7 protein-coding genes are annotated in these 13,095 nt (G+C 66.1%); 5 read left to right on the top strand and 2 right to left on the bottom strand.

Annotated features, from left to right (window positions below):
• The first annotated feature begins 1,026 nt into the window (after positions 1-1,026).
• From KF724_12035 to KF724_12015, 5 genes are all read left to right on the top strand, one after another.
• Positions 1,027-2,448, top strand: a complete 1,422-nt coding sequence (locus KF724_12035; protein ID MBX3356415.1) for a TolC family protein — start codon at positions 1,027-1,029, stop codon at positions 2,446-2,448.
• Positions 2,445-3,866, top strand: coding sequence for an efflux RND transporter periplasmic adaptor subunit (locus KF724_12030; GenBank protein MBX3356414.1), 1,422 nt, complete (start codon positions 2,445-2,447; stop codon positions 3,864-3,866). The genes KF724_12035 and KF724_12030 overlap by 4 nt, the downstream gene beginning before the upstream one ends.
• A 12-nt stretch (positions 3,867-3,878) precedes the next feature.
• Positions 3,879-7,049, top strand: coding sequence for an efflux RND transporter permease subunit (locus tag KF724_12025; protein ID MBX3356413.1), 3,171 nt, complete (start codon positions 3,879-3,881; stop codon positions 7,047-7,049).
• A gap of 11 nt (positions 7,050-7,060) precedes the next feature.
• Entirely contained in the window at positions 7,061-7,378 is a 318-nt protein-coding gene (locus KF724_12020; GenBank protein ID MBX3356412.1) for a hypothetical protein, read from the top strand.
• A 492-nt stretch (positions 7,379-7,870) separates the two neighbouring features.
• Positions 7,871-10,075, top strand: a complete 2,205-nt coding sequence (locus tag KF724_12015) for a heavy metal translocating P-type ATPase (protein ID MBX3356411.1) — start codon at positions 7,871-7,873, stop codon at positions 10,073-10,075.
• A 162-nt stretch (positions 10,076-10,237) separates the two neighbouring features.
• Here the strand turns inward: KF724_12015 and KF724_12010 are convergent, their stop codons facing one another.
• Both KF724_12010 and KF724_12005 read right to left on the bottom strand, forming a co-directional pair.
• On the bottom strand, positions 10,238-12,736 hold the full coding sequence (locus KF724_12010; protein ID MBX3356410.1) for a copper-translocating P-type ATPase: 2,499 nt from the start codon (positions 12,734-12,736) through the stop codon (positions 10,238-10,240).
• 27 nt (positions 12,737-12,763) lie between these two features.
• A complete protein-coding gene (locus tag KF724_12005) occupies positions 12,764-12,952 on the bottom strand; it encodes a hypothetical protein (GenBank protein ID MBX3356409.1) in 189 nt (62 codons plus the stop codon).
• Positions 12,953-13,095: the final 143 nt, after the last annotated feature.

The following is a 13,095-nucleotide window of genomic DNA, read 5'->3' as shown; positions in this document are numbered from 1 at the left end:
CCTGTTCGTTTACAGCTCGGGGGCTTCGCTCGGTTGCGCCCAAGCGCGCGTTCCCCGCGACGAACGCCGATGTGTCTGTCCATCGCCGCTCTCGGCTCGCGCTCTCTGGTTCGCCGCGTTCGGTAGCCGCCATATCCGAAGCGAGATGCATCCTTGGGGTCTTTGCGCCAAACTCTCGGCGGCGAGAGAGAGTACCGCCTTCGGGTTTACAGCGGGGTTGCGGCAACGGGCTTACCGTTCCGGAGTTCGGAACGGCCTGCGGCGGACGCCGCCGGAGGGCGAAAAGCGTGGGCAGCGGGGAGACTCGATGGCTGCAGCCTCGCCAGCGTTCACACCGCCTTCCTCGCTGGCAATGACGTCAGCCTGGCCTTCGGTCTCGATGCTTGCGGCGCTCGGGGCAGTAGCGCTGAGCCGGGCATGTCTCTGGCTACCCGGCGGAATGGGTGATACCCTATCGGGAACGTGCGGCGCTACCTACCCATCCTCGTCCCCCTCCTCGTGGTGCTGCAACTCCTGTCTTCGGGAGTGTTTGGACCACGGCTTCGCTGCACCGACGCCGATGGCCGGGTCAGCACCGAGTTGTCGGCCTTCCGGTGCTGCGACCAAGACGAGGCCAAAACCTGCCAGTCCGATTCCGGGTGCCGCCAATGTCAGTCCGACGCTTCGTCGGGTGATGGATGCCCAGTCGCCGGAGCCCCGGCGTGCAGCTGCGTCGATGTCCCGGACCTGACGGATGTGGCCACAAACAGCAAAGGCGCGGACACCGCTCAATCGCTGGCGGTGGCTTTCCCGGTTCCGTTCATCGTTCTTCCGATTCTGACTCTGCCGGTGTTTGAGTCGGGGCCATCCGTGACGGCGTTCTTGCCGCACGGGCACGCGCCGCCGCGACTCCATCTCGCCACCATCGTTCTTCGCATCTAGGCATGGCGCGCCCCGCGCGATGGATCTCCCCATCACGCGGCACGATCGCCGTGCGCCCCCGTCTTCGCGGGGCGCGTTCGCCATGAACCTAGAGCGAGATAGCCCTTGCACAAACCAATTGTCCTTTGCCTATCGGCGTGCGCGCTGCTCCCCGGTTGCGTCAGCTACACCCCGCGGCCCCTTGATCCGAGCGCCGAGCTGGCTGCACTCAATGCGCGGACGCTGCCGCTCGATCGATTCGTCCGCACGACGCCCGCGACCGATTCGCCGCCCCGCGATTCGCGTTTCGATGCTTCCGATGGCCTGAGCGACCAAGAGTTGATGGCGCTCGCGGTATCGATGAACCCCGACCTTCTGGCGGCCAGGGCCGCCCTTGGCGAGACCGAAGCGCTCCTCATCGGAGCTAAGACGCTGCCGAACCCCGAGTTTGGCGTTGGATTCGGGGCAGGAATTCTCGGGAACTCCGGGTTCAAACTCGACACCGACCTCCTCTTCGAACTGCTCCGCCCTGGAGAGCGGGACGGCCGCGTCGGCGTGGCGACCGCCACGATCGCCGCCTCGCGTGCGGACATCCTGGCCCGCGAATATGAGGTGGCGGCCGGGGTCCGCCGGACGACGTTCGAGGTACTCATCGCGGAGCAGGTGACCGCCGTTCTCGATGAGGAGGCCGGGCTGCGAACCCGCGCCGCCGAGATCGTCCGCCAGAGGCGCGACATTGGCGAGGCGAACAAGCTGGATGTCACGACAGCCGAGTTGGAACTCTTGGAAATCCAGAGGGACCGCCGGCTCGCGGAGGTCGAGCTCGACCAAGCCCGCCTGGCGCTCAACCGTGCCGTCGGTCTACCGCCCGCATTCAACCTCCCTCTCGAGCAGTCGGGCAAGTCCGTCGACGTTCCCCTGATCGACAGTGTGGCGGACGCTGGCGTGGACGAACTGATCCTTGCCCGGCGGCTCGACCTCCAGGCCCGGGCCGCCAACTACCAGATTGCCGAGGAGCAGCTTCGACTCGCCATCTCGAAGCAATACCCGAAACTCAAGATCGGCCCGTCGTACAGCCACGAGGGCGTGAGCGACAACTACCTGGGCATTGGCGCGTCCATCGAGGTTCCCCTCTTTGACCGCAACCAGGGCGAGATCGCCGAGAAGGCCGCGGCCCGGGACCGTGTTCGTGCCGAGTATGTCGCAGACCTCCACCGGCTCCGGAGCGAGGCACGGGCCGCGCTCTCGCGGGTGCGGGCGCTGCGGGCGGAGATCGACGATCAGCAGCAACACCTGCTTCCCCTTCTTGAACGCAGCCAATCCCTCTTCCGGGGCGCTCTTGAAGCACGCGAATTGAGCGTGACCGACTGGGTGAGCGCCCAGCAGCGAGCCCTCCGAGCACGCCGCTCCTATCTCGACACCCTCGTCGCCTATCGCCGCGCCCTGCTTGAGTTCGAAGCCGCGACCGGTAAGCCCATCGCCACATTTGCCCCGGTTGAGCCGGTCTCCTCCCCGTCCCCACCCACTCCGGATAGGAACATCCCATGACGACCCTTCCACGCGGATTCACGCAGGCCGTACTACGCGGCCTTCCAACCTTGCTGACCCTCGCCGTGCTGGTGGCCATTGCCTATCTCGGTCACCGCTACCACTGGAGTTTGCCTTCGCGTGCCTCGCTCACGGCCGCCGCGCCCGCCCGCGAGGACTGGTGCATGGAGCACGGGGTCCCCGAGTCGCAGTGCATGATCTGTCGCGGGAAGACGCCTGTGCCCGACACGGAAGGCACATCGCTGACCATCGACGGGCAAAGCGGTGCAACCGAAAAAACCAAACCCCGCATCGTGCAACTTGCAACGCCCGGGTCAGTCGCCAAGGCTGGGATCACGACCGCCCCAGCGGAGGTGCGTCCGGCGTCGGCAACGCTCTCGGCCAACGCCGAGGTCGGGTACGACCTCACGCGTTTCGCAGAGGTGTCCTCCCGGGCCGGCGGGAGCGTGGCGATGGTGTGTGTGAACGCCGGAGACCGCGTCAAGGCGGGAGACGTGCTGGCCCTCATTGATGCGGCGGCGGTGGGAGCGGCAAAGGCGGAGTTGCTGCAGGCTGCGGCGCAAGTCGCGTCGCGGGCCGCTGCTACTGAACGCATCCGCAGTTCCACTTCGGCCGGGTTCCGCAACCAGTCCGATTTGGTGGCGGCCGAGGCCGAGGTCAAGGAGGCCCAGATCCGCCTGTTCAACGCGCAGCAGACGTTGGTCAATCTCGGCCTCGGACTTCCGCCCGAGGGTGCCCGCGGGATGCCAACCGCAGACGACGTGCGATTGCTGGGCATCCCGCGTGAGATTGCCGATCAACTGGACCCGGTTCGCACCAGCGCAAACCTGCTACCCGTCACCGCTCCTCTCGACGGCGTGGTGATCTCGCGGTCCATCGTGCCCGGAGTCCAGGTCGAAGCCGGGAAGCCGCTGTTCTCGGTGGCCGACACCAGCCGGGCTTGGGTGAACATCGCTGTTCCGCCCGCGGACGCGAGCCGAGTCGCGGTCGGACAGGAGGTGCGATTCACCCCCGACGGCTCGCAGGCCCCCGCTGTCGTAGGCCAGGTGACCTGGATCAGCACTGAGGTGGACGAGAAGACTCGGACCGTGCATGTGCGGGCCGAGTTCCCCAACCCGGACGGGCGGCTGCTCGCCCACTCGTTCGGCCGGGCCGCGATCGTCACGGAGCGTCGCGAGGGGGCAGTCGTCGTGCCGCGTGAGGCGGTGCAGTGGGACACCACCGGCGCCCTCGTCTTCGTTCGCGTCAACAGCACGGTCTTCGTCGCCCGAAACGTCACCACCGGCGTCATTGACGAGGCCTTTGTGGAGATCGTGAGCGGGGTAAGGGCCGGAGAGCGAGTCGCCACCGGCGGCAGCTACGTGCTCGTAGCCCAGCTAAACAACGACAAGCTCGGGGCTGGCTGCACCGACGACTAAGCGAGAACGCACATGCTGAACTGGCTCATCACCTGGTCTTTGAAGAACCGCTTCCTCGTCATCGTCGGCGCCCTGCTCTTCGCGGGGCTCGGGGTGATCGCGCTGCGGCAACTGGATATCGACGCGTTCCCCGACACGACACCGGTTCAGGTGCAGATCAACACCACGGCACCGGCATTGTCACCCGAGGAGGTCGAACGGCAAATCAGCTTCCCCGTCGAGCAATCGCTCGCTGGGGTGCCGAAACTGGAGAACCTGCGCTCGGTGTCGAAGTTCGGATTCTCCCAGGTCGTCGCGACCTTCGCGGACGGCACCGACATCTACTTTGCACGTCAACTTGTCGCGGAGCGGCTGGCGACCGTCGAGCTTCCCCCGGGCATCCCGCGGCCGCAGATGGGTCCTATCGCCACCGGACTGGGCGAAGTATTCCACTACGTCGTGCGCAGCGACCGTCACGACATCACCGAACTACGCACGCTCCACGATTGGTCCATCAAGCCCGCCCTCCGGGCGGTTCCGGGCGTGGCGGAAGTGAACAGCTGGGGCGGCTACGAGAAGATCTACGAGGTGCAGGTTGACCCGGATCGCCTGATCAAACATGACCTGACGTTCGGAGAGTTGACCGAGGCTCTCGAAGCCAACAACGCCAATGTCGGCGGCGGCAATCTTGCTCGGGGTGGTGGGACGCTCCTGGTGCACGGCCTCGGACGGGTGTCGAATATCGAGCAGATTGGCGACATCCCCGTCGCGGCACGGGACGGTGTCCCTATCAGAGTGCGTGACGTGGCAGAAGTAAAGATCGGTCACGAGATCCGTCGCGGCGCGGTTACGGCGGACGGCGGGGGCGAAGCGATCCTGGGCCTTGGGTTCATGCTCATGGGTCAGAACAGCCACGAGGTCACTTCGCGCCTCAAGGCAAAGCTCGACGAGCTTCGACCCGTGCTGCCCGTGGGCGTCACGGTGCAGACGGTCTACGACCGCACCGAGCTCGTGGACGAGGTCATCGGGACGGTGAAGGGGAACCTGTTCGAGGGCGGGCTCTTCGTCATCGCCGTGCTGTTCCTCTTCCTCGGCAATCTCCGCGCCGGCCTCATCGTCGCGGCCGCGATTCCGCTCTCGATGCTCTTCGCGTTCGACTCGATGCTCCGCTTCGGGATCGCCGGGAGCCTCCTGAGCCTGGGGGCGATCGACTTCGGGCTCGTGGTGGACAGCTCGGTCATCATGATCGAGAACTGCGTCCGCAAGCTCTCGCACAACGAGGCCGGTCGAAGCCGCCTGGACGTGATCCGCGATGCGGCCATCGAGGTGCGGAAGCCCACGATGTTCGGCGAGCTGATCATCATCATCGTCTTCCTCCCGATCCTGACGCTGGAGGGTGTGGAAGGGAAGATGTTCCGTCCGATGGCGCTCACGTTCATCTTTGCGCTCGTTGGCTCGCTGGTGCTTTCGCTGACGCTGATGCCGGTGCTCGCCAGCCTGTTCCTGCCTCGGAAAGTGCGGGAGACCGAACCGCTGGTTGTTCGCTTGGCGCAGCGGGTATACGCGCCCGCGCTCCGCGTGGCGATGCGGGCCCGCGCCGCCGTCGTCATCGCGGCGCTGGCTTTGCTGGGGCTGACCGTCATCACCGCACGGGGCTTGGGCTCGGAGTTCGTGCCCAAGCTGACGGAAGGCTCGATGGTGGCCAACATCGTGCGGCTCGCGGGCACCGACCTCGACGAGTCGGTCCGCTACAACACGCTGATGGAGCGAGCCATCCTGAAGGCATTTCCGGATGAGGTGAAGCACGTCTGGAGCCGCATCGGCTCGGCCGAGATCGCCACCGATCCGATGGGGACGGAGTTGACCGATGTGTTCATGACGCTTCACCCGCGCGAGCAATGGACTAAAGCTCGGACGCAGGCGGAGCTGATCCAGGTAATGAACCACGAACTGCGGGACCTGCCCGGCCAGCGCATCGCGTTCACTCAGCCGATCGAGATGCGCATGAACGAGATGGGCTCGGGGGTGCGTGCTGACGTGGCGATCAAGCTCTTCGGCGACGACCTGGCCGTTCTGACAGAGAAAGGGACCGAGATCGCTGATCTCATCACCGGGCTCGATGGCGCCGAGGATGTGAGCACCGAACAGCTGACGGGCCAACCGGTGATGCAAGTCGAAGTCGATCAGGCGGCCATCGCTCGCTTCGGCATTCCGGCCAGAAGCGTGCTCGACATCGTCGAGTCTCTAGGCGGTCAGGAGCACGGCGAGGTGGCCGAGGGTCAACTCCGATTCCCACTGACGGTCAGACTCCCCGAGCGCCTGCGGCGCGACTCAGAATCCGTCGGCTCCATCCTCATCTCGGCGCCGAGCGGCGAGCGTGTGCCCCTCGCCAAGCTCGCGCACATCCGCGTGGTCGAAGGGCCATCCACCATCACGCGGGAGTGGGGTCAGCGGCGAACCACGATCCAGGCGAACATTCGCGGGCGCGATGTCGCGTCCTTCGTTACCGACGCCAAGGCGGCGATCGCCAAAGAGATCCAGCTCCCGGAAGGGCGTTACCGCCTGGAGTGGGGCGGCCAGTTTGAGAACCTCGAGCGGGCTCGCGAGAAGCTGCTCGTGGTGGTGCCGGTCGCACTCCTACTCATATTCCTTCTCCTCTACCTCTCCTTCCAATCGATGCGGCTCGCCCTGCTGGTGTTCACCGCCGTCCCGCTCGCCGTGACCGGCGGCGTGGCGGCGCTATGGCTTCGCGGGATGCCGTTCTCAATCTCCGCCGCCGTCGGGTTCATCGCGCTCTCGGGGGTCGCCGTCCTCAACGGCCTCGTCATGGTCACGTTCATCCGCCAGCTTCGCCACACGGGCCTCGCGGTCGATGATGCCGTGGTGTCGGGCAGCCTTGTCCGGTTGCGCCCGGTGCTCATGACGGCGCTTGTCGCCGCGTTCGGGTTCATCCCGATGGCCATCGCCGACGGCATGGGCGCCGAGGTCCAGCGCCCGCTCGCGACAGTGGTCATCGGCGGCGTCATCAGCAGCACGCTCCTGACACTCTTCGTCCTCCCCGTGCTCTACAAGTGGTTCGAGCCGCGTGGAGCGGTCGAAGCAGAGGAAGGGGAGGCATCAGCCCGCTCGAGTTCCCAAGTATCCGCGTCCAACGGCTCGGTCGCGTCGGCAGAGCTGCCAGTTCCGGTGTCATCCACAATCTAAAGGAGGTTCCCATGAATCGCGTCCGCATCATTTCCGCATTCCTTGTCCCCGCTCTTCTGTGTGTCACCGCCTGTGACAAGAAGGAGCCTGCAGCTCAGTCCAAGCCCACAAACACGCAGACGACCGCCGCGGCGGACGCGCCGGACTGGTGCGCCGAGCACGAGATCCCCGAGTCAATCTGCACGAAGTGCAACAAGAAGCTCATCGCCGATTTCAAGAAGAAGGGCGACTGGTGCAAGGAGCACGACCTGCCCGAGTCGCACTGCACGATCTGCAACCCAGACGTCAAGGAGAAGTTCCTGGCGTTGAAGCCGAAGGAAGGCAAGTAGGTAATCCGGATCAGGCCAAGCAGCTCCTGGAAGTCACATGGGGTGTCTACATGGAGAGCGGCAAGGTGACGGTCTCAACGCTCAGGCCAGCCGCAGCCACACAAGCGTCAACCATTCTCCGTTGCACTGGACCCTGATTCCGATCACTCGCAACACAAGGAGTCTCACATGAAGCGCGTGCACATATTTATTCTCGTCCTCTCCCTCGCCCCATTTGCGATGACCGCCGGGTGCCACTCGCACGGGCACTGCGACAGCGGCACTTCAGGAACAACAAACAGCACCGCCCCGGCCATATCCACGAACACGCGATGCCCGATCGACAGTCGCCCCGTGGACACCGCGTACACGGCAGTCTACGACGGCAAGACTGTCGGGTTCTGCTGCCATGACTGCATGGACAAGTGGAGCCACAGCGGAAGCCAAGACCAAGCCCGCTACTGGAGCGATTGCTGCCGCTGAGCGCCGAGCGCTGCGAGCAAGCCAGGACGCATGGCTGAAGTTGCATATGACATCCCGGCGATGGACTGCCCTACCGAAGAGGCGCTGATCCGGCGACGGCTCGAGTCGGTGCCCGGTGTCGTCGACCTACGTTGCGACCTGATTGGTAGGCGACTGACGGTGGTGCATGACAATGCGGACGACGCTGACATCGTCGCAGCATTGACCGGCATCGGGATGGCCCCTGCACCCGCTGCAAGTTCCGGGCAGCGCAGCAGGGCTGATGTGGCTTGCGCGGACGGTTCGTGCGCGACGGGCCTGCGCGTAAACGTGACGGGTACACGACCGTGGTGGCGAAGGCATGGGCCGTTCGCCCTCTCCGGCGTGCTGGCTGCGTCAGCGGAAGCGATGTACTTCGCCGGAGTGAAGGAGACCTCGTGGCCCGTGGTGGCCGTTGCCGTAGCCTCCATTCTGCTCGGAGGCCTCCCGACGTTCCGCAAGGGGTGGACGGCCCTGCGGACGTTCACGCTGAACATCAACTTCTTGATGACGATCGCGATCCTCGGCGGAGCGGTGATCGGGGCGTGGCCGGAGATCGCGCTGGTCACGTTCCTCTTCGCACTGGCTGAGTTGATCGAAGCCAAGGCGCTTGATCGTGCCCGCAATGCGGTCAAGGGACTGATGGCGATGGCCCCCGACGAGGCGTGCGTCAAGCAGGATGACGGCTCGTGGACGGTCGTAAGCGCGGGCGCGGTCCCCGTCGGCGCGGTTGTGCAGGTGAAGCCCGGAGAGCGGCTCGCGCTCGACGGCGTGGTGGTCGCGGGTGAGTCGAGCGTGAACCAGGCTCCGGTCACGGGCGAATCCGTGCCGGTGGACAAGAAGATCGGCGACAAGGTCTTCGCGGGGACCATCAACGAAACAGGCGTGCTGGAGTTCAAGACTTCGGGCGGCAAAGACCAGACCACGCTCGCGAAGATCATCAGGACGGTGCAGGAGGCGCAGGGGAGCCGCGCGCCGACGCAGCGCTTCGTGGACAACTTCGCGCGGGTCTACACGCCGGTCGTGTGCGTTGCCGCGGTGCTGGTCGCGGTGGTGCCGTGGCTCGCGTTCGGTCAACCTTTCTACCCGTGGCTCTACAAGGCGCTGGTGTTGCTGGTTATCGCGTGCCCGTGCGCCCTGGTCATCTCAACGCCGGTGACGGTCGTGAGCGGTCTGACGGCGGCGGCAAAGCGGGGCATCCTCATCAAGGGCGGCGTCCACTTGGAGAACGGCCGCAAGTTGAAGGTGGTGGCGCTCGACAAGACCGGCACTATTACCGAAGGCCGCCCTCGCGTGACGGACGTGCAGCCTATGGGCGGCGCGAGCAAGGACGAGGTGCTACGGATCGCGGCGAGTCTGGATGCGCTTTCGCAGCACCCGGTCGCGCGGGCTCTGACCGAGGCATGGGCGGGCCCGCGTGCGGACGTGAACGGATTCAAGTCGCTTACAGGCCGTGGCGTCGAGGGGACGATCGCGGGGGAAACGTACTTTGTCGGCAACCACCGACTCGCCGAGGAGCGGAAGGTCTGCTCGCTGGAAGTCGAAGCGGTGCTGGGGCACTTCGAGGTGCAGGGGAAGACGGCCATCGTCGTTGCATCATCTCGCGCCGTGCTCGGCATCATCGCGGTGGCCGACACTCCTCGCGAGAGCAGCGTCAACGCTCTGCGATCCCTTCACGCGATGGGCGTGCGGACGCTTCTGCTCTCTGGGGACAATCAATCCACCGCGTCAGCCATCGCCAAGGCCGTGGGGATCGACGAGGTCCGCGGCGGGATGCTGCCCGAGGACAAGCTCGCTGAGATCGAACGCCTGCTCAACGAACACAGCAACGCGGTTGGCATGGTCGGTGACGGGGTGAACGACGCCCCCGCCCTGGCCAGGTCGACCATTGGCTTTGCGATGGGCGCGGCGGGCACGGACACAGCCCTTGAAACCGCCGACGTCGCCCTCATGCAGGACGACCTGCACGGGCTGCCCGAGTTCATCGCGCTCTCGCGCCGTACCGGCGCGATCTTGGCCCAGAACATCACGCTCGCCATCGGCATCAAGGTGGTTTTCTTCGCACTCACCCTCGCCGGACTGGGGACGATGTGGATGGCCGTCATCGCGGATGTCGGGGCGAGCCTGCTGGTGGTAGGGAACGGGCTACGACTGTTGGGGAGCCGGAGGGGTTTGCCGAGCCTTTCAAGCGTTAAGGCCGAGTCAAGCACCGCTTGAACGAATCTGGCGTGCGGCTGACGGAGAGCCACGGCTCGCCGTGCCATCGGCGACGCGTGATTCTGGGGAGTGTGGACCTGCGCACCGGGGTCCACACTCGAACGGCTTCAAGAACTACAGCGGTCTGGGTGACATGGGCTCCGAGAAGCACCGACGTGCCGATCACGTCCGCAACGAGTTCCGCGGCAAGATTGGGCGCGGCAACCTGGACAAACGCAAGCTGTTGAGCACCACGCTCACGCTGCTGAACGCCATCGCGGCGCTCGCGATGATCGGCGAGAGCAACCAGCCCGTGAACGGGAACAGCACACCCGCCGCGATCGGAATGCCGACGACGTTGTAGATGAATGCCCAGAAGAGGTTCTGCTTGATCGTCCGCATGGTGGCGTGCGAGAGGGCGATGGCCTGGGGGACCGCGCGGAGATCGCCGCGCATGAGCGTGATGTCCGCCGACTCCATCGCGACGTCGGTGCCGGTTCCGACAGCGAGGCCTACATCAGCCTGGGCGAGCGCCGGGGCGTCGTTGATGCCGTCGCCGACCATGCCCACGACGTGTCCCTCGGCTTGGAGGGCCTTGACCTTGTCCGCCTTGTCCTTGGGCAACACGTCGGCGAATACGTGATCGACGCCGACTTGCGAGGCGACCGCCTCGGCCGTTCGCTGGTTGTCGCCGGTCATCATCACCACGCGCAGCCCGAGCGCGTGCATCGTGGCGATGGCCTCCTTTGATTCGGGCCGCACCGTGTCGGCCACGGCCACGATCCCGGCCTCGCGGCCGTCCACCGCGACGTACATCGGCGTGCGCCCCATCGCCGCCAGAGCCGCGGCATTCTCCGCCAACGCGGACCGGATGCCGCGCTGAGCCAGCAACGCCGCCTTGCCGACAAGCACCGCGTGCCCGTCCACCGTGGCCTCGACGCCATGCCCGACAACGGCGCGGAAGCCGACGGGCTCGGCGAGTGACAGCCCGCGTGCCGTCGCCTCGCGGACGATCGCCGCGGCGAGCGGGTGCTCGCTGTGCTGCTCCGCTGATGCGGCCAGCCGCAGCAACTCGCTGTCATCAAGCGTCCCCCCCGCACCCGCGGGGGCCGGGATGATGTCCGTCACCGCGGGCTTGCCGTGCGTGATGGTGCCCGTCTTGTCGAGCACGATGGCCGTGAGCTTGTGGGCAGTCTCCAGCGCCTCGCCGCCCTTGATCAGGATGCCCCTCTCCGCGCCGCGCCCCGTGCCCACCATGATCGCCGTCGGCGTTGCCAGCCCCAGGGCGCACGGGCACGCGATGATCAGCACGGACACAGCCGTCACCAGCGCCATGCTCAGCCGAGTCTCCACCGGCGAGATGAACCACCAGATGACAAACGCGGCGATGGCAATCACGATGACGATCGGAACAAAGACCCCGCTGATCGTGTCGGCCAGGCGGGCGATCGGGGCCTTGCTGCCCTGGGCCTCCTGCACGAGCCGCACGATCTGCTGGAGTGCCGAGTCGGCCCCGACCTTGGTGGCGACCAGCCGCAGCGCGCCGGTCGTGTTCATCGTCGCACCAAAGACGCTGTCGCCGGCCGACTTCTCGACCGGCACGCTCTCGCCGGTGAGCATGGACTCGTCCACCGCGGACTGGCCGCTCTCGACCGTGCCGTCCACGGGGATCTTCTCGCCAGGGCGCACCAGCACGCGATCACCCACGACCACGGAATCGATCGGCACATCCTGCTCGGTGCCGTTGCGCATGACTCGCGCGGTCCTGGCCTGCATCCCGATGAGCCGCTTGATGGCCGCGCTGGTCCGGCCGGTGGCCCGGGCCTCGAAGTACTTTCCCAGCAGGATCAGCACGATGATGACCGCGGCCGCCTCGTAGTACACGGGCACCATGACCATGCCGCCCATCGTGCCCTCGGCGTGTGCGGTGTGCCCCGCCGCACTGCTCACAGCCGCGAAGAACCCGGGCCAGATCGTCGCCGCGAACGAGTAGAGGTACGCCGCGCCCGTGCCCATCGCCACGAGCGTGTCCATGTTGGCGCTGAAGTGCAGCAGACCCTTCCATGCGGAGCGGAAGAACTGCCAGCCGCACCAGAACATCACCGGCGTCGTCAACGCGAACTGAAGCCAGTTGATCCAAGGCACGTTGAACGCCTCGATCTTCCCGTGCGACATGGCGATGACAAGCACGGGCAGCGACAGCACGGCCCCGAAGGTCGTCTTGATCAGCAGCCGCCGCGTCTCGGCCTCGCCCACGTTCATGTGCGCCGAGTGGTCCTCGCCCCCGCCGCTGCCGCGCATCGCGTGCCCGGCGTGTGCTCCGGCACCCTGTGCAGCCAGCATCGCCGCGTGGTCATGGCCCGCGTGACCGTGCGCGGGATTCACCGTACCGAGTCTGACCGGGAGCACGACCGCCTTGTACCCGATGTCGTCCACCGCCTTGGCGAGTTTCTCCGGCCCGGTCGCCGCCGGGTCGTACTTCACCGTCGCCACCTTGGTGGCAAAGTTCACGTTGGCCGACATGACGCCGGGCTGCTTGCCCAGCCGCTTCTCGATCCGGTTCGCGCACGAAGCGCAGGTCATTCCCTCGATGGGCAGGTCGGCCCGCTCGATGGTGGTCTTGGTGGTCTGGTCCGTTGGTGCGGCCGCGCCGCCATGCTGGTGTTCATGGGCGTTGGTCATCATCGTCCTTCGCTTTCTCGGCCAACCTCAGGGCGTGGTCGCCGTCGTCATCCGCTCGGCTGTGGAGCGAGCCGTGGCCTTGTCCGCATCATTCTTCTTGAGCACCGCCCCCGCGATCAGTACGCCAACCACCGCCGCCGCCACGATCAGCGGCACAAACCGCTTCCATCCCGTCGCCGGGGCCTTGTCGTCATGGCATCCGCAGTTGCAACTCACGGTGATCCTCGCTTCCGTACATCCTTACCGCGCGATCTTGCCCACCAGCGCGACCAGTTCGTCCACCATCGCGGCCTGCTGGGCCTTGTCCCCGTGCATGGCGTTGTTTGCGCAGTGCGACAGGTGGTTGCGCAGCAGGTTCT

Source organism: Phycisphaeraceae bacterium (assembly GCA_019636735.1).
In the GTDB taxonomy this organism is placed as follows: Bacteria; Planctomycetota; Phycisphaerae; order Phycisphaerales; family SM1A02; genus VGXK01.
Note: the sequence above shows the minus strand (reverse complement) of the source record. Positions and strands in the feature narration are given on the sequence as shown.

Excerpts from the sequence above, each read along its gene's own strand:
- KF724_12030 (MBX3356414.1), top strand. The coding sequence starts at position 2,445 with ATGACGACCCTTCCACGCGGATTCACGCAGGCCGTACTACGCGGCCTT.
- KF724_12025 (MBX3356413.1), top strand. The coding sequence starts at position 3,879 with ATGCTGAACTGGCTCATCACCTGGTCTTTGAAGAACCGCTTCCTCGTC.
- KF724_12020 (MBX3356412.1), top strand. The coding sequence starts at position 7,061 with ATGAATCGCGTCCGCATCATTTCCGCATTCCTTGTCCCCGCTCTTCTG.
- KF724_12015 (MBX3356411.1), top strand. The coding sequence starts at position 7,871 with ATGGCTGAAGTTGCATATGACATCCCGGCGATGGACTGCCCTACCGAA.
- KF724_12010 (MBX3356410.1), bottom strand. The coding sequence starts at position 12,736 with ATGACCAACGCCCATGAACACCAGCATGGCGGCGCGGCCGCACCAACG.